This is a genomic window from Tolypothrix sp. VBCCA 56010 (assembly GCF_050875635.1).
Taxonomy (GTDB): domain Bacteria; phylum Cyanobacteriota; class Cyanobacteriia; order Cyanobacteriales; family Nostocaceae; genus Hassallia.
This window is the reverse complement of sequence record NZ_JBPAOH010000013.1, coordinates 1-16,981: the sequence shown is the minus strand read 5'-3', so window position 1 is coordinate 16,981 and position 16,981 is coordinate 1. Positions and strand designations below refer to the sequence as shown.

The following is a 16,981-nucleotide window of genomic DNA, read 5'->3' as shown; positions in this document are numbered from 1 at the left end:
GCGCCCTTCGCGTCTAGCCTTCGGCAACGCCAAGGGCGAACGCGGTTCGTATAAAAAAAGGCGAACAAAAGTCCGCCTAACTTAACATAATCTCGCTCAATAAAAACCCTAAACCTTAGCGTCTTCTCTCACTAACTTATCCCAACCCAAATCCTTCAAATTATTATTCCGACGCAACGGACGAGTCACCAACTCCAAAATATCCCGCGCATTCGTAAAGCCGTGAATTTGAGCAAAAGTGAACTCCACAGACCACTTAGTATTAATCCCGCGTGCTTCCAACGGATTAGCGTGCGCCATCCCAGTAATCACTAAATCAGGCTTCAACTCATAAATCCGCTGAAGCTGATTGTAATTATCCGGCTTCTCAACAATAGAAGGCAGAGGTGAACCCATTTCCTGACAAGTTTTCTCCAAGAAAGCCAACTCAGCAGCTTGATAGCGCTTGTCCATATAAGGGATACCGATTTCCTGAACCGTCATCCCGCAGCGCACCAGGAACCGCGCTAAAGAGACTTCCAGCAAGTTATCACCCATGAAAAACACAGACTTACCGCGAATCAATTTTACATAATCTTCTAAACCTTCCCAAATTTGCGCTTCCCGCTCATCCAAACCTTTGGGAGTAATACCAAACACCGAGCAGATTTTCTCAATCCAAGCGCGAGTACCATCGGGTCCAATCGGGAAAGGTGCGCCAATTAACTTACATTTGCGACGCCGCATCAAAGTGGTAGCTGTACGGCTGAGAAAAGGGTTGACACCAGCGACATAATACCCTTCTTCGAGTACAGGCAGTTCAGTAAAGCGTTTCGCAGGCAACCAACCGGAAACTTTTATACCTTGTTTTTTCAGTTCCAAAGTTAACTGAGTTACAACCGGATCGGGAAGAGAACCAAATAAAACCAAAGGCGGATGATCTACGTACTCAGATTCATCTTGGGCTACATCTTCTTTCTTTTTACCGAAGTTGAGCAATTTAGCGATCGCATTCCGCTCATTTTTCTCTGTTTCCGCTACCGGAGACTTATCCGGACAACGATTAGCCATCGCAGCTAATACGGTATCTTCTCCTTGAGTAAAGGCGTAATCTAGACCGTTAGCACGCGCTACGACGATGGGGATACCAATTTCCGATTCTAGCTTGGGTGCCAAACCTTCCAAGTCAGTTTTGATGATTTCCGTGGTGCAAGTGCCAATCCAGACAATTACACTCGGATTGCGATCGCGTTTAATTTGCAAGCACAACCGCTTTAACTCTTCATAATCATTCAGCTGTGCGGAAATATCTCCTTCTTCCAACTCAGCCATTGCATAGCGGGGTTCAGCAAAAATCATCACCCCCATCGCGTTTTGTAAAAAGTAGCCACAAGTCTTTGTCCCAATCACCAAAAAGAAACTATCTTCAATTTTTTGGTATAGCCATGCCACGCAGCTAATCGGGCAAAACGTATGATAATTACCAGTTTCACACTCAAAATTTAAAGCTGATGGTTCTTGAGTAGCAGTCATTTTATTATTTTCTCCCCGTGGTATTTAAAGTTAGGAGAACGGAGTTATGAGTTAGGAGAACGGAGTTATGAGTTATGAGTTATGAGTTGAAGAATTTTTAACTTTTCACTCCAAACTCCTAACTCCTCACTTTTACTTTCTTCTCCTAACTTTGTAATTACGCGTTGGGGAAAAGGCGGGCAATTTCCGAGTCGTCAAAAACGCCAGATGGCGAATCTTCCCCTGAAGCTGATTTTTCTTCACCCCAGACATCAGACAACACGTCGCTAAACGTATTTTCGTCTGGTGTATCCAAATCATCCAGCATGTTTTGCCCCAAGTTTGCTGATGGTGTTGCTGCGGAGATTTTGCTGTCGGTATCCTTCAAGTCATCAAAAGAAATATCGCCAAAATCATCTACAGATTCCATGCTGGGTGTTTGGTTTGAGTTTTGCCCGTTCGTGAAAGAAATATCGCCAAATCCATTTGCAGTTTGATTCGACACTGGTACTTCAGCAATTTCCCCTAGGGACATTTGGCTAAACTCATCTGGTATTAGCATTTCTTGATGAGAATCTACCATCACGAACTCGTGAATAATCGCCTCTTCCCCAAAGCCATTTTCATTCGGAATCGTCAAGGTTTCATCATGAGGCTTTCCCTGCATGATTCCTTCTGATTCCATGTCTTCTTCTGCTTTGGGCATGACGCGGTTGCCCAAAGCCATGTCAGGATCGAAATGCAAATCCAGCACTTCTATCAAAGTATCTGCGTCTGGATTCAATTTCGCAAAGGGCAGCATTAACTGCGCTAGCTTCGGTTCCAGCGCGTTAACGACTCCCAGGATGAGGTAAGACGGTGGTCGCTTTCCACCATCGGGGGTGTAAACCGATTCCACCTCCATGTGGAGTGTAATCCAGTCACGATTCACCTGGAAAAATTGCAACCACTTTTGTCTTAAAGAATCTGTAAAGCTGTAAAAGAAAGCCATATTGTCCCCCATCCTGAGAAAATAGATGATTTATACAATCATCAAGTCTAATTCTTCTTCCGGATTAGTAACCTGGGGTTTACTCGGATTTAAGTAAAAATCAGACAACAAAGAGAACAATTCCCGGTCTGGGGCATCGTTAGGTACAACACCTTCTGGACGCGATAGAATTTGGTCGGCGATGTTCAGGTAGTAATCGCAAACGTAGTTGAGAGATGGATCGTTTTCTGCCATTTCAAATAAGGTCTTGCCTTTGACACGAGAAACACGGATGTCTTCTATCAAAGGTAATACCTCCAGTACTGGCATGGGTACTGCTTCTATGTATTTCTCGATCAAGTCGCGTTTGGAAGTGCGATTACCAATTAATCCAGCTAAACGCAATGGGTGAGTGCGTGCTTTTTCGCGTACTGAAGCTGCAATGCGATTTGCCGCAAATAAAGCATCAAAGCCGTTGTCGGTAACAATCAAGCAGTAATCAGCATAGTTGAGAGGTGCTGCAAAACCACCACATACAACGTCACCGAGAACGTCAAATAATATCACATCGTACTCATCAAAGGCGTTGAGTTCTTTGAGTAATTTCACGGTTTCGCCGACTACGTAACCGCCACATCCGGCACCAGCAGGCGGACCACCTGCTTCAACACAATCGACACCACCGTAGCCTTTGTAAATTACATCTTCGGGCCAGACATCTTCGTAGTGGTAGTCTTTTTCTTGCAGGGTGTCGATAATTGTCGGAATCAAAAACCCGGTCAAAGTAAAAGTACTGTCGTGTTTCGGGTCGCACCCAATTTGGAGAACTTTCTTCCCGCGTCTGGCTAGGGCGACGGAGATGTTACAGCTGGTTGTGGATTTACCGATACCACCTTTTCCGTAAACTGCTAATTTCACTTTTGTTTGCCTCTTATAGTTTCTTGTCAAACTGCTTGGCTAAAACATTTGCCTTCACCTAGCCGCACAAGGCGCGATGTGTGAGGTCTTCGTCATTATTGTCTAAATTCAATGTAAAAGAAAGTGGCGGTGAATCTGTCATAAGGTTATATTAGACAGATTTTGTCTCAAGCGATCGCATTTTAGTTTTAATTCACTATAAAACTATACAAAGCCTCAAACAAGTAAAAATTAAGATTTTTAGTAACTGAATAAATAAAATTAGTTACAAAACACAAAATGCTTAAGTTACCTTTTTCAATGGACTTTATAGAAGTAACTTATGGTCTTAGTTTCTGAATGGAAATCAGTAGGAAGTGTTTGATGAAATAGGCTGAAGCACTTACAGCAAGCTGGTTTAGTTTTGAGAAACTCAGTTTTTCGCTTTGGAAATCAAGGTTTTTTTGGCGATTATGCAGATAAAGTTGCTTTTGTCAATCACAATAAATGCGTAATTGACTCGTAAAGCGAGATTGGGCGATCGCTCATTTTGCCTGATTTCTACTTTTTTGTAAAAAATTATTAATTTGCAGAATATTGATTAAATTTCTTTAAGAAGAGGCATTTTTTTATCTTCTGAGTTAAGATGCATCCTCGGATACTGCCCTTATTTCTTCTAATGTTTGCCAGCCGGCTTGCCACTGAGAATTATCTTGTAATAATTTGGCATTGATCCAAAAGCGAACATTGGGATCGCAAGCAGCAACCATCTCAGCATAAACCCACTTAGCCTGATTTTTGCGATTGACGACTTGGAAGTGTCGCCAACCATCTACTTTTTGCTGCGCTGTCCATTTAGAACCGACTAAATAAGGAAATTTTTGTTTTTTAGGCATTTGTCAATAGTCATTAGTCAAAAGTCAAGGGTCAATAGTCAATGGTCAAGAGTCAAGAGTTGTTTATCCTCCTTGTCCCCCTCATCTCCCTCATCCCCCTCATCCCCCTTGTCCCCCACGGACAAAGGTATCACAAACAACTTCGCCATTTTCCTCAACGCAGAGGGAAAACGATTTAATATGAAGCCAACAGCTGCTGATCTGATTGTTAATTTTGCGGGTTTTTTTAGATAAGCGTTGCCGGACGACTTCGTTTGGACAGAGAATCTCTAAAGTACCCTTGCCATCTTCGTGGTATGTAATGCGAAATTGGCAGTCTTGCAACATTGCGCGGCTGCTGCTGTCGAAAAACCGCTTAAAGCGCTGTAGCAATTCGCCTTCGTTCATTTCGCTGACGCGCTTCGGGAAGATGAAATCTTCTTCTTCAAATTCAAAGTCATCATCCTCGAAGTCGTGGGGGTCAATCATCTTTTATTGTGACTACTCGACTTACGATTATCGTAACGCTGTGTGAGCGGTAATATAACATTTGCTCATTACCGATCTTAAAGTCTAGTGCTGTAACAGATTCAACAGATTCAACAGATTCAACAGATTCAATTGAATTCTAAAGATAAAAATCTTCTGTAGGGTGCGTTAGGCAAAGCTATAGCGCACCACTACGTAAAGCATTTATATACTAACGCACCGCATTAACGATAACGTGTCTAATTATAATGGTGCGTTAGTGCGTTAACACACCCTACTGGACTGACTGCTGGACTGACACAGCTAATTTGATGCATTAGGCGTAGATTGGGGAGCCACTGCGTTGGTTTTGCAGTGCGTTGCGTATTTTCCACTCGGCAGTTTTGGGGGGAAGCGGAGGAACATAAGCTGCCGAGAAAGTTGTAGCACCTGCCGTCGGGTTTCCCGACAATCGCGCAAGTGGCGTTTGAGCAACGCGAAACCCAACATTGATAAAGGTGTTGGGTTTCCTTACGTCAACCCAACCTACAATTTTTTGCAACAATTTAGCTGTGTCGCACCACTACGTAAAGCTTTTTACTCTTCACCTTCAATTTTGCGTCGGAATACTTCTTCCATTTGTTGCCAACCTTCTTCAGTATCGGGAAACTTATACTGTTTAGCGTTGGGATTGCGACGACTCATTAAAATACGCAATGCTTCAATATCTTCTCGATGTGCCAGTACATAAGCTCTCAGTTCGGCTCTAGGCATTTTTTCAAAATCCGGCTTCATTTATAAACTCCCAGATTCCCTCACGGTTGATAATAATGGTAAAAATTTAGTCCTCACCTTCTCCTTTTTTGGTGCGGATGCGTTGATTAGGGTAGAGATTAAATGACTTGATTAGGATGAACGATAATAATCTCAGGAGTTTTGATAAAATCGTCGGAATTGAAAGTTAATACTTGAGTAATTCCGTGTATTTTCATTACAGCCATTAGTCGGGTATCATGGGTTCTTTTTCCCATCACTCTATAACTTGTAACTAACTGTAACCAATTGGGAAAAATTAGGGGAGTTTCTTCGAGTAATAATAACTGGCTCATAAGTTGATTGATTTTGTTTTCAGTTATTTCAACACTCCACCCTAATCCATTGACATTAACTGGACGGGTGGCTACTACCCAGAATTAAATTAAAACTTGAGCAGTAATCACACATTCATGTCCTTGGGAGATGAGACGGGCTACTGTATTGACGGCTAGAGAGTAGCTAGGTGAATTGGGGTCACTAGACCTTAAAAGAATATTGGTATCAAGAAGATATCTAGCCATCAATCCTCATAAATGCTGTCACGGCGTAGGGCTTCATCTGGAAATCCTGGGCTATCTTTGTCATGGCTTTCTGCCCAATATATCCATTGTTTAACCCGTTCTGCCGTCGTCAGAGAATTTAGGGGTAGAGCGTGTTTTTCTGAGGTAAATTTGTGCAAGATAAAATCGACAAAATCTAAAACTTATTGCTGTTTATCGGCGGTTAAATCTCGCCATTTATCAAGTAACAGTTGTTCGGTATTCATCAGCTTATTTCTCCTGTGACAAAAATTAGTTCTGACCTTTTAATAAAACTTGTAGACGACGTTTAATATCGCCGTTATCTTTTTCTGTAACTAGAGTTTATATTCTTTAGGACTTACGCAAAAACCCTCTGCAACTCTTATTCCTTCGTGTCCTTCGCGTCTTTGTGGTTCGTTTTTCCGTTACCTGTGCGTAAGTCCTATTCTTGATCTGTTCATAAGGTGGTAAAAATTAATCCACAGCAAATACCGCACGTAATGCTTCAGGGGTGAGGGTGGGATAGTTCTCTAGCACTTGTTGTTCTGTCCACCCCGCAGCAAACAACCCTAACAAAAACTCGACTGAAATCCTTGTTTTTTTCACAGTCGGCTTACCAAGCAGGATTTTTGGGTTTGAATGGATGTACTCTCGCCAGTCCATAGTTTGTAGTCTGACAAAGCTACAGTTATTGTTACATAGGGTGATTCTTATTCTCAAGTTCTGACTGAAAATCCTTGTAACGGAGGAAGGTGTTGATAAACAACCGAAGTTGAAGGTGAGGTTTTCTGCCGGACGGTAATCCTACTTGAGAATGACGTGAAGACCGATCTTTGTAGTTGTCCGCGTCTTTTTACAATCAGTTTATCAGAAAAAATTTTATTGTTTTTCACAGAAGCGTTGTTTAAACGCCTTCATTAGTTAGTTGAGTCAAAAGCCTATGCAACCCACTAACCCGAACCAATTTACCGAAAAAGCCTGGGAAGCGATCGCCCACACTCCAGATATTGCTAAACAATATCAACTACAGCAGATCGAAAGCGAACACTTAATGAAAGCGCTGCTAGAACAAGAAGGACTCGCTAGCGGTGTTTTTACCAAAGCCGGTGTAAATCTGCAAAAATTACGCGATCGCACCGAACAATTCATTCAACGTCAGCCGAAAGTTTCCGGTAGCAGCAGTTCCGTGTACTTAGGACGCAGCTTGGATACACTGTTAGATCGCGCTGATAACTATCGCAAAGAATTTCAAGACGAATACATCTCAATTGAACATTTATTACTTGCCTACGCCAAGGATGACCGCTTTGGCAAAAGTCTATTCCAAGAATTTGGATTAGACGAAGGCAAATTAAAGAATATCATTAAACAAATTCGTGGGAACCAGAAAGTGACCGACCAAAATCCAGAAGGCAAATATGAAGCACTGGAAAAATATGGGCGTGACCTCACAGAAGCTGCCCGTCAAGGTAAACTTGATCCAGTGATTGGACGAGATGATGAAATTCGCCGCACCGTGCAAATTCTCTCACGTCGTACCAAAAATAACCCCGTTTTGATTGGGGAACCGGGTGTTGGTAAAACAGCGATTGTTGAAGGTTTAGCACAGCGCATCGTCGCTGGTGATGTACCTCAATCTCTCAAAGACCGCAAGCTGATAGCACTAGATATGGGTGCCCTCATCGCTGGGGCAAAATTTCGGGGTGAATTTGAAGAACGTTTAAAAGCTGTTCTCAAAGAAGTTACCGAATCTGGTGGTAATATTATTCTATTTATTGATGAAATTCATACCGTTGTCGGTGCGGGTGCAACCCAAGGCGCGATGGATGCTAGTAATCTGTTAAAACCGATGTTAGCGCGGGGTGAATTGCGCTGTATTGGGGCGACAACTTTAGACGAATACCGCAAGTATATCGAAAAAGATGCCGCTTTGGAAAGACGTTTCCAGCAGGTTTATGTCGATCAGCCGACTGTATCCGATACTATTTCGATTCTGCGCGGTTTGAAAGAGCGGTATGAAGTTCACCACGGGGTAAAGATTTCCGATAGTTCTTTGGTTGCGGCTGCTACATTGTCAAGTCGGTATATTAGCGATCGCTTTCTTCCCGATAAGGCGATCGATTTGGTAGACGAAGCCGCAGCTCGATTAAAAATGGAGATTACCTCCAAACCCGAAGAACTCGACGAAATCGACCGCAAGATTCTGCAATTAGAAATGGAAAGACTTTCTCTGCAAAAAGAAAGTAATGCAGCTTCTCGCGAACGTCTGGAAAGGCTAGAAAAAGAACTTGCCGATTTCAAAGAAGAACAACGAGCATTAAATACTCAATGGCAGTCTGAAAAAGATATTATCACTAAAATTCAGTCTGTCAAGGAAGAAATTGACCGCGTTAATTTAGAAGTTCAACAAGCAGAACGCGATTACGATCTCAACCGCGCTGCTGAGTTGAAATACGGCAAATTAACTGATTTGCATCGCAAATTAGAAGCGGCAGAATCTGAACTTTCTCAAACTCAACTCAGCGGAAAATCACTGTTGCGGGAAGAAGTAACCGAAGCTGATATTGCGGAAGTTATTTCTAAATGGACGGGAATTCCCATCAGCAAGTTGGTAGAATCTGAGAAAGAAAAACTGCTGCATTTAGAAGATGAACTGCACCACCGCGTGGTTGGACAAGATGAAGCGGTAACAGCTGTAGCGGATGCAATTCAACGTTCTCGCGCTGGTTTAGCCGATCCGAATCGTCCGATCGCTAGCTTTATTTTCCTCGGTCCTACGGGTGTGGGTAAAACTGAATTAGCGAAAGCGCTAGCAGCATATCTCTTCGACACGGAAGAAGCGTTGGTGCGAATTGATATGTCTGAATATATGGAGAAACATGCAGTTTCTCGCCTCATCGGTGCGCCTCCCGGATACGTGGGATACGACGAAGGCGGACAACTCACCGAAGCCGTTCGCCGTCGTCCTTATGCGGTGCTGCTATTCGACGAAATCGAAAAAGCGCACCCGGATGTATTTAATATCTTCCTGCAAATTCTTGATGATGGGCGTGTAACTGATGCCCAAGGTCATACAGTTGACTTTAAGAACACGATCATCATTATGACTAGCAACATCGGTTCGCAGTATATTCTTGATGTGGCGGGGGATGATTCACGTTATGATGAAATGCGTCATCGCGTGATGGAGGCGATGCGGAATAGCTTCCGTCCGGAGTTTCTCAACCGCATTGACGAAACGATTATCTTCCACCCACTGCACAAAGGCGAATTGCGCTCTATTGTACAGTTGCAAGTAAATAGACTGCGACAAAGATTGAGCGATCGTAAAATGTCTCTGAAACTCTCCGATGCTGCTCTTGACTTTTTGGCAGAAGTAGGATATGACCCAGTATTTGGGGCACGTCCTTTAAAAAGAGCGATTCAGCGCGAGTTAGAAACTCAGATTGCCAAAGCTATTTTGCGCGGCGAATTCAACGATGGCGACACGATTTTTGTGGATATCGAGAATGAGCGCCTTTCTTTCAAGCGCTTACCAGCCGAGGTGTTTACAGCTTAATTAGGTATGTAGTTGCGCTTTAGCGCTAAAGCGCAACTACATACTTAAATATAGGTGTTTATCTAAAGTTGATATTATGGTGTAAAGTTTATAGCTTTTCCCAATTGGATGCACTACACTACTATCGAATGCCAGGGTTGAAAGGTGTTATTTCTCCTGCATGATTAATCAAGGTGACAGAGCCAGGAGCCAAAGAATTCAGCAAACCGCTAATTCGAGTGATTAACGGCAGCAGGTAATCAGGGCGCGTACTATGAGCATCCAACACCACAATCTTTAACGCAAGACCACGAAAATTCTGTTGATATGGCAAATTCTTATCGGCAGTAATAAATACATCAAAGGGATGTGCTTCTGCCAAGCTAAAAGTTGTCGGTCTTTTACACCGCGCCAACCCATCTCCTCGACATTTTGCACCGAATATCCAACATTGACAAGTGGTTTCTTTAGTTTCTTGCTTAACAGATTTTCATCAAGCAGGATTAACACGGACAGTTCGCTCCAGGTCCAGCATTGCTTTTGCCATCACTTCCAAAACTAGCAATACCTGAGCTTGCAAGTGTGGAAAATCTTCTAGGAATTCGGTTAAGCCTGCTTCACCTTCGAGGTAGTCAAAAAAGGTTTGCAATGGAACTCGCGTGCCAACAAAGACTGGAGTTCCACTCATAATCTCTGGATCGGAGTGAATAATTTGTCGGTCGCGTAAACATGATTGAATGTCCATCGTACAACTATTCACATTTAGTAGCAGTTCGGAGTTTCGTCTCATTCTAGCTTGTAGTTCAGGCATTGGTTGGAATCATAACTTGCAAAAGGTTAACTACCTACCCTCTACTACTTTTGCTGACATACCTTTAGTCTTTCTCGTGCTTGGGGATGGGTGGCGAGGTAATCTTTCAGCCAGTCGCAACCCCGCGCTAGCAGCACATCTAACCCCTCAACCCTCCAAATGCGAGCAGTTTTGTCCTCAGATGCAGTGACGATGCGCTGTCCATCTGGACTAAAACTCGCACTTTTGACTTGATCCAGATGCCCTTGGAGTACCGTTAGCTGCTTGCCGGACAAATCCCACACACGAGCGGTGTTGTCATCAGATGCAGTAACGATGCGTTGTCCATCTGGGCTAAAACTGGCACTGTTGACTTGTCCATACTGATGCCCTTTGAGTACTACCACTAGCTGCTTGCTGAAATCCCACACACAAGCGATTTTGTTATCTAATGCAGTGACGATGCGCTGTCCATCCGGGCTAAAACTCGCACTTCTAACGAAACCATAATCCGCACACCGCCGATTCTTAAGTTCCGCTAGCAGATTGCCGGACAAGTCCCACATACGGACGATATTGCCAAGTGATACAGTGAAGATACGCTGTCCATCCGGGCTAAAACTCGCACTGTGGACTGAACCCTGATTCATTTTGAGTTGCGCTAGCAGATTGCCGGACAAATCCCACACACGGGCGGTTGGGTCAGATGATGCGGTGACAATGCGCTGTCCATCCGGGCTAAAACTCGCACTGTTGATTCCACCCTGCGACGGATGCCTTAGTTCCGCTAGCAAATTGCCTGACAAATCCCACACACGGGCGGTATCGTCATTTGATCCGGTGACGATGCGCTGTCCATCCGGGCTAAAACTCGCACTGACGATTTTTTGCTGATGCCCTTGGAGTACCGCTAGCAAATTGCCGGACAAATCCCACACACGGGCGGTATCGTCATTTGATGCAGTGACAATGCGCTGTCCATCCGGACTAAAACTGGCACTGAAGATAAAACCCTCCACTTTGAGTACCGCTAGCTGCTTGCCAGACAAGTCCCATATACGAGCGGTTTTGTCAGATGATGTAGTGACGATGCGCTGTCCATCTGGGCTAAAACTGGCACTTTTGTCAAAACCTAAACCCTCATCCACTTTGAGTACCGCTAGCTGCTTGCCAGATAAGTCCCACACATGGGCGGTGCTATCGCCTGCTTGATATGATATGGTGACAATGCGTTGTCCATCCGGGCTAAAACTGGCACTGTTGACTAATTGCTGATGCCCTTGGAGTACCGCTAGCTGCTTGCCGGACAAGTCCCACACACGGGCGGTTTTGTCTTTTGATGCCGTAACGATGCGCAGTCCATCCGGGCTAAAACTTGCACTGTTGACCCAATCCTGATGCCCTTGGAGTACCGCTAGCTGCTTGCCGGACAAGTCCCACACACGGGCGGTTTTGTCTTTTGATGCAGTGACGATGCGCTGTCCATCCGGGCTAAAACTCGCACTGTTGACCCCGCCCTGACGCCCTTGGAGTACCACTAGCTGCTTGCCGGACAAATCCCACACACGGGCCTCACCTGATGCAGTGACAATGCGCTGTCCATCCGGGCTAAAACTCGCACTTGTGACCGAGTACTGATCCACTTTGAGTACCATTAGCTGCTTGCCGGACAAATCCCACACACGGGCGGTTCCGTCAGATGATGCGGTGACGATGCGCTGTCCATCCGGGCTAAAACTGGCACTGTTGATTTCACGCTGCGACGGATGCCTTAGTTCCGCTAGCTGCTTGCCAGAAAAATCCCACACACGGGCGATTTTCTGATCTGATATAGCGACGATGCGCTGTCCATCCGCGCTAAAATTAGCACTTTTGACCAAACCCCGGAGCCCTTTAAATTCCGCTAGCTGCTTGCCGGACAAGTCCCACACATGGGTGATAGCGTCGAATGATGTAGTGACGAAGCGCTCTCCATTCCGGCTAAAACTGGGACTGACGGCTGAAACAAAATAATTCCCGCCGAGTTGATTCCGCTCTCGGATATTGTCGAGAATTGTCTGTAAAGCTAGAATGGGACTGGTAGCTGGATATTTTTCCAGTGGGCGTCCGTCTTTAACTATTTCTTGCAACCTTTGTCCTGCATCCATCGCCGCCAGTAATGCTTCTAGCTCATAGGACTCAAATTGCCGCAAAGCACTCACTCCTGCCTGTTCCAGTCTAATACCTTCCTGTGCTTCCCATGCTTGTTTAACTGCATTGCCTGCCACTACCCCTGCGACTACTGCCCCAACTACGGACAACGCTAGTATTGTACCCCCAATGCGAATCTGTCGTTTGGCTTGTTGTTGCGCCCTAGTTAATGTCTCATTTGCTTGAGCTAATATCCGTCCTTCTTCTTCTTTGAGTGCTAAAGCAATTTCAATTTCTCTTTTGTCTAGTTTTTGGCTAGCTGATAAGAACTGATAATCTACATTACTCAAGCTTTTACCAGTCGCCCATGCCAAAGCATTCTGCAACGCTTGCCCTCGTAACAAGCGCGATTCATCTTTATAATCTGAATCTACCCAAGCGTTGAGTGCTTCTGCATAAGGACGCAAATCTGCCAGTGCCTTCGCAATCCAACTTTGGTTAAAAACTACTGCATAAATGTGATTGTAAACTTTCAGCTTTCCTTCACGCCTAACTACTAATCCTGAAAGTCGCAATTGGGTGTACTCAAGACTATTATCATCTGCCACTTCTTGCTGTTGCAAATGCTGATACAATCCTAAAATCCGACCTGTAAGCTGTCCCCCACCGCGTAAAATGCGATCGCGTATCGTCTTCAAATGCTCTGGTTCATCTTGAGCTTCCCAGTTAGCAATAACTTTTGTTTGCACCAACTGCTCTACCCACTGAGCAACTCCATCCTCTGGAATGGGAGAATCAGCAGTAAAGATAAGCTTACAAATTTTTTGAGTGAGAAATGGTTGTCCACCTGTCCAATCTAATACTGCTTGCAGTAGTGCTGTAGGATTGCTGGTTTTCACTGCCAAGCCTTGAGCGAGCGGTTGAGCTTCGTGTAACTTAAAACCAGTTAGTTCAATTGCTCTACCAATATTAAAAGGTGTACGTTGCCTGTCTTGAATTAAATCCGAGGGAGTCGCTACCCCAAACAAGGCAAAAGTCAATCTTTGATAATCTGACTGAGTAGCTCGACTGTTGTAAAATTCACGGATGACAGCAAAAAAATCATCAATTTCAAATTCAAGACTCAAAACGCTATCAATTTCATCGACAAAAATCACAATATTTTCAGAAATTGACTTGAGCAAAAACTTTTCAATAAACTCACTGAATCGATTTACTGGAGATAGTAAACTGTGATTAGACCACCAAGCGTTTAAATCAAAAGTTTCATAGAGATTGAGACTGTTAACAATACTATTAATAATTCCTGCATACCATTGCTCTGGCTTGATATCCGATGTACCAATAGCTGTAATATCAACGTCAGCACAAACAATGCCCTCCGCCTGCAACCGTTGCATAGTTCGTACCCGCAGGCTTGATTTGCCCATCTGCCGGGAATTGAGTACGTAACAGAACTCCCCTGCCTTCAACCCTTCACACAGTTCACTGTCTGCTTGTCGTTCTACATAAGTAGGCGCACCAACTGGCAGACTGCCCCCGACTTGATACTGGTAAGATAAGTGAGACATTACGCTCTTTCAGTGGATTTACTTCTGCAAGAATATACTTAACTACTCATTATCATTGCTGCTTTCCTGATTTTCTCAAAAATTTTTGTTTCATTGCAGTTTCAAGAACCGAGTCGGCTACGATCTGGACAAAAAAATTAAGAGATGTAAACGGCACTTGCTTGTGGATACGTTGGGATTGGTAATGATTAAATAAGATTGCACTAGTCACTTACTTGTATCTTCCGATCTAAAAGAAAAACGAGAGCGAATTGTTCGCTATCCAAGCTTAACGTCTTGAAGCTTACTACCCAAACTTTCCTTCTGTCTTTTGCTATAGCGAATCCAATCATGAGTCAAAATAGAACTGGAGGTTAAATAAGGTCAGAACCATGCCAACTTTTACATTAACAGATACACAAGTTCTGGAATTAGTCAGGCAATTGCCACAAGAGCAGCAAATAGAGGTGTTCAAATTCCTGTTAAGCCAGAATTGGGCTAACTGGGTGTATTTGTCTCGTGGCAGCGAAGAAAAGGTGCGAAAAGTTGCCTCAGAGCGGAATCAAGACTGGGATGCAATGACAGAGGATGAACGTGAAGAGTTCATTGACGAAGTATTGCATGAAAAAGATTAACTATGCGTGTTGTTTATGACACAAACATTCTAATTTCAGCAATTTTCTCACAGCGCGGCAGTCCGTTTCGCTGTCTACAACTGGCTAGAAATGGTATAGTACAAGCTGTGATTTGTCAGGAAATTCTTGACGAATTTCAAGAGAAACTTTTAAACAAATTTTCTTATGAGCCTGTGCAGGCTCAAGCATTTGTTGAGGAGGTTCGCAGCTACTCGCAGTTGGTTTCTATCACCAATACTCTGAAAGCTGTCAGCAATGACCCCGACGATGATATGGTGTTGGAATGTGCGCTTGTCGGAGGAGCAAGTTATATTGTCACGGGTGATAAAGATTTATTGTTGTTAGGCAGTTATCAGAACATCACGATCGTCAAAGCTGCTAATTTTCTAGCAATCTTTCCGAGTCAAAATTAAATAGTTAGGCAGAACATTCAGCAATCGCCCAAAATTAACCCCACTTCTTCACAACAAGCGATCGCCACCTACCACCTACCCCAAGCGATCGCCAAAATATTGACGGTACAATTTACAAGAGGCGATCGCATCATTCCCCTGAAATTTTATCAACCCCATGCTGCGTAATTTCAACGCTAAATCAGTTTCTATCCGCACTGCATGAGAAGCTGCAATTACTTCTTTAAAGGCTGCAATTAAATTTGAATTTCTTTGTAAATTTGATAAGTGGCGGTGCAGGTAGTCGCTGTAAATTCCTTGTTCTGTGGGTGCTGTTTGTAATAATTGCATCAAACTCATTTTGCCACGGGCAACTTCGTAAAGCGCCCTTCGCACTAAATAAGGATGTCCTCCCACCATTACCATCAGTTGCTGTATCTGCTCTTGCGTCCAATTTAGCTGGTGTCGTTGCACTAAATCCTGTATTTGTGAGGAATTTAATTCTGGTAATTCGATTGGCAAGCCGACATTAAACGGTGACTGATTTATATTCAGGGGAATGTCAACTTCCTTAGAATGCACAATTACTAATCTCAGTTTTTTCCAACTTTCGTTATTACTTGACTTATCATTCCAAACTCGTAGCAATGCCAGAAAGTCAGCAGCAACTTTAGGATGTTGAAAAACTTGGTCGATGTCATCCAGACCTAAAACAATTGGACTATTAATTGTTGATAACAGGTATCTTTGAAAGTAGTTTGTACACTTGTCCTTTGGACCGAGAATACCCTGCCAATATTCAGTTAATTTATCTGGAAGATTCAACTCATTAGTAATACTAGTGCAGAACCAGCACAATAACTTATCCAAGCTGGTAAGAAACTCTTCATCCGCCGAACGAAAATTTAAATATGCAGTCTGACAACCATGTTTCTTTGCCTCGTGGAGAATACGTGTTAAAAGTGAAGTTTTACCCATTTGCCGAGGAGCTTTAATGCGAATCAATGCTGCTGGTTTGTGAATCGTTTCGTAACATTCAGCCTCATTAGGAGGACGTTCTACATAAAAAGCAGAGTCCAGATTAACTGCTCCTTCCGGTTGCTCAAAACTCGAAGATTTAGAAGTAGGTTGGCTTGGTGGGATAGTGGCTAGTAACTGAGGATTGTTTGTTTCACTTCCACCAAAAAATTGTCGCAAGGTTTGGAGAAACCGCGCTAAAAGTGAAGGTTGAACGGGCAAATCTGAATCATCATTTGTTGATGTTTGACTAGGCTTTTCGGTTGGGTTAGAAACGGGGATGGGTACTTGATAAATGTTGAGCAATTGCCCAAGCGCTTCCAAAGCATCAGCAGCATTGTTGTAACGCTGACGATAGTCAAAGCGCACCATTGTGTCTAAAATTTCTGCAAAATCTGGGTTGATATTGGCGCACTCGCTAAATAAAGCGCAGCACAACTCACCAGTGCTGGCATCTCGCGGTAGCTGTTGAGGGTTTAACCCAGTTAATGCTTGAAACCCAATAATTCCAACTGCATAGATATCGCTACTCAAATCGGGACGAGAAGCTTGTTGTTCGCTTGGCATATAGCCTGGTGTGCCGATCGCTATTGTCCCACTTGATTGCCCGAATGCACTGATTTCCTTAACTGCTCCAAAGTCAATCAGCACAATTTTCCCATCTTTGCGCCGCATTAAATTCTGTGGCTTAATATCTCGGTGAATGACATTTTGTTGATGAACAAATTCCAATACTTCCAGGATGTCCTTCAACAGTTTAAAGACTACTTTCTCATTCTTGGGCAAGCCTAGTACAGGGTGGCGGAAATAGACCGACCATTAAATAGCCAGCACCTTACCCTTATAAGTCCATTTGAAAGGTTTAGCCATCGTTCGATTGAAGTAATCAAT

Annotated in this window: 17 protein-coding genes; 3 read left to right on the top strand and 14 right to left on the bottom strand. The window is 43.7% G+C overall.

Annotated elements, in window-relative coordinates:
* Positions 1-108: 108 nt before the first annotated feature.
* The 10 genes from AABK37_RS06575 to AABK37_RS06530 form a co-directional block, all read right to left on the bottom strand.
* The gene (locus tag AABK37_RS06575; RefSeq protein WP_432550798.1) at positions 109-1,512 is read right to left on the bottom strand and encodes a ferredoxin:protochlorophyllide reductase (ATP-dependent) subunit N; all 1,404 of its coding nucleotides are present in this window, start codon (positions 1,510-1,512) and stop codon (positions 109-111) included.
* A gap of 157 nt (positions 1,513-1,669) precedes the next feature.
* On the bottom strand, positions 1,670-2,482 hold the full coding sequence (locus tag AABK37_RS06570; protein ID WP_432550797.1) for a DUF5331 domain-containing protein: 813 nt from the start codon (positions 2,480-2,482) through the stop codon (positions 1,670-1,672).
* 30 nt (positions 2,483-2,512) lie between these two features.
* Positions 2,513-3,379 (bottom strand): ferredoxin:protochlorophyllide reductase (ATP-dependent) iron-sulfur ATP-binding protein, encoded by an 867-nt coding sequence (gene bchL, locus AABK37_RS06565; RefSeq protein WP_432550796.1) that lies wholly within the window; start codon positions 3,377-3,379, stop codon positions 2,513-2,515.
* Positions 3,380-3,999: 620 nt separating this feature from the next.
* Complete coding sequence (locus AABK37_RS06560; RefSeq protein WP_432550795.1) at positions 4,000-4,254, bottom strand: TIGR02450 family Trp-rich protein; 255 nt, start codon at positions 4,252-4,254, stop codon at positions 4,000-4,002.
* Positions 4,255-4,353: 99 nt separating this feature from the next.
* Positions 4,354-4,722, bottom strand: a complete 369-nt coding sequence (locus AABK37_RS06555; RefSeq protein WP_432550794.1) for a hypothetical protein — start codon at positions 4,720-4,722, stop codon at positions 4,354-4,356.
* 316 nt (positions 4,723-5,038) lie between these two features.
* The gene (locus AABK37_RS06550; protein ID WP_432550793.1) at positions 5,039-5,266 is read right to left on the bottom strand and encodes a hypothetical protein; all 228 of its coding nucleotides are present in this window, start codon (positions 5,264-5,266) and stop codon (positions 5,039-5,041) included.
* Positions 5,267-5,298: 32 nt separating this feature from the next.
* Complete coding sequence (locus tag AABK37_RS06545) at positions 5,299-5,496, bottom strand: DUF6887 family protein (protein ID WP_432550792.1); 198 nt, start codon at positions 5,494-5,496, stop codon at positions 5,299-5,301.
* 98 nt (positions 5,497-5,594) lie between these two features.
* Positions 5,595-5,810, bottom strand: coding sequence for a type II toxin-antitoxin system VapC family toxin (locus tag AABK37_RS06540; protein ID WP_432550791.1), 216 nt, complete (start codon positions 5,808-5,810; stop codon positions 5,595-5,597).
* Positions 5,811-6,037: 227 nt separating this feature from the next.
* Entirely contained in the window at positions 6,038-6,196 is a 159-nt protein-coding gene (locus tag AABK37_RS06535; protein ID WP_432550790.1) for a hypothetical protein, read from the bottom strand.
* Positions 6,197-6,512: 316 nt separating this feature from the next.
* Positions 6,513-6,701 carry a DUF433 domain-containing protein gene (locus tag AABK37_RS06530; RefSeq protein ID WP_432550789.1) on the bottom strand — a complete coding sequence of 63 codons (189 nt, stop codon included), beginning with the start codon at positions 6,699-6,701 and terminating at the stop codon, positions 6,513-6,515.
* Between the two features lie 277 nt (positions 6,702-6,978).
* Here AABK37_RS06530 and clpB point away from each other — a divergent pair, with 277 nt between their 5' ends.
* Positions 6,979-9,597: an ATP-dependent chaperone ClpB gene (gene clpB, locus AABK37_RS06525; protein WP_432550788.1), complete on the top strand. Its 2,619-nt coding sequence runs from the start codon at positions 6,979-6,981 to the stop codon at positions 9,595-9,597.
* A 121-nt stretch (positions 9,598-9,718) separates the two neighbouring features.
* Here clpB and AABK37_RS06520 read toward each other — a convergent pair whose 3' ends face one another.
* The 3 genes from AABK37_RS06520 to AABK37_RS06510 form a co-directional block, all read right to left on the bottom strand.
* Positions 9,719-9,991: a hypothetical protein gene (locus AABK37_RS06520; RefSeq protein WP_432550787.1), complete on the bottom strand. Its 273-nt coding sequence runs from the start codon at positions 9,989-9,991 to the stop codon at positions 9,719-9,721.
* A 78-nt stretch (positions 9,992-10,069) separates the two neighbouring features.
* Complete coding sequence (locus AABK37_RS06515) at positions 10,070-10,321, bottom strand: DUF433 domain-containing protein (protein WP_432550786.1); 252 nt, start codon at positions 10,319-10,321, stop codon at positions 10,070-10,072.
* Between the two features lie 110 nt (positions 10,322-10,431).
* Positions 10,432-14,067: an AAA-like domain-containing protein gene (locus AABK37_RS06510; protein ID WP_432550785.1), complete on the bottom strand. Its 3,636-nt coding sequence runs from the start codon at positions 14,065-14,067 to the stop codon at positions 10,432-10,434.
* 371 nt (positions 14,068-14,438) lie between these two features.
* Between AABK37_RS06510 and AABK37_RS06505 the strand changes: the two genes are divergently transcribed.
* Together AABK37_RS06505 and AABK37_RS06500 are read left to right on the top strand one after the other, a co-directional pair.
* A complete protein-coding gene (locus AABK37_RS06505; protein ID WP_432550784.1) occupies positions 14,439-14,681 on the top strand; it encodes a hypothetical protein in 243 nt (80 codons plus the stop codon).
* 2 nt (positions 14,682-14,683) lie between these two features.
* Positions 14,684-15,094: a putative toxin-antitoxin system toxin component, PIN family gene (locus AABK37_RS06500; RefSeq protein ID WP_432550783.1), complete on the top strand. Its 411-nt coding sequence runs from the start codon at positions 14,684-14,686 to the stop codon at positions 15,092-15,094.
* A 75-nt stretch (positions 15,095-15,169) separates the two neighbouring features.
* Here the strand turns inward: AABK37_RS06500 and AABK37_RS06495 are convergent, their stop codons facing one another.
* Entirely contained in the window at positions 15,170-16,876 is a 1,707-nt protein-coding gene (locus AABK37_RS06495) for an AAA-like domain-containing protein (protein ID WP_432550782.1), read from the bottom strand.
* Positions 16,877-16,981 lie beyond the last annotated feature (105 nt).

Bases quoted from the DNA above. Each gene is read 5' to 3' on its own strand.
- AABK37_RS06575 (WP_432550798.1), bottom strand. From the start codon at position 1,512: ATGACTGCTACTCAAGAACCATCAGCTTTAAATTTTGAGTGTGAAACT.
- AABK37_RS06570 (WP_432550797.1), bottom strand. From the start codon at position 2,482: ATGGCTTTCTTTTACAGCTTTACAGATTCTTTAAGACAAAAGTGGTTG.
- AABK37_RS06515 (WP_432550786.1), bottom strand. From the start codon at position 10,321: ATGGACATTCAATCATGTTTACGCGACCGACAAATTATTCACTCCGAT.
- AABK37_RS06540 (WP_432550791.1), bottom strand. From the start codon at position 5,810: ATGAGCCAGTTATTATTACTCGAAGAAACTCCCCTAATTTTTCCCAAT.
- AABK37_RS06555 (WP_432550794.1), bottom strand. From the start codon at position 4,722: ATGATTGACCCCCACGACTTCGAGGATGATGACTTTGAATTTGAAGAA.
- AABK37_RS06545 (WP_432550792.1), bottom strand. From the start codon at position 5,496: ATGAAGCCGGATTTTGAAAAAATGCCTAGAGCCGAACTGAGAGCTTAT.
- AABK37_RS06510 (WP_432550785.1), bottom strand. From the start codon at position 14,067: ATGTCTCACTTATCTTACCAGTATCAAGTCGGGGGCAGTCTGCCAGTT.
- AABK37_RS06505 (WP_432550784.1), top strand. From the start codon at position 14,439: ATGCCAACTTTTACATTAACAGATACACAAGTTCTGGAATTAGTCAGG.
- AABK37_RS06560 (WP_432550795.1), bottom strand. From the start codon at position 4,254: ATGCCTAAAAAACAAAAATTTCCTTATTTAGTCGGTTCTAAATGGACA.
- AABK37_RS06530 (WP_432550789.1), bottom strand. From the start codon at position 6,701: ATGGACTGGCGAGAGTACATCCATTCAAACCCAAAAATCCTGCTTGGT.
- AABK37_RS06500 (WP_432550783.1), top strand. From the start codon at position 14,684: ATGCGTGTTGTTTATGACACAAACATTCTAATTTCAGCAATTTTCTCA.
- clpB (WP_432550788.1), top strand. From the start codon at position 6,979: ATGCAACCCACTAACCCGAACCAATTTACCGAAAAAGCCTGGGAAGCG.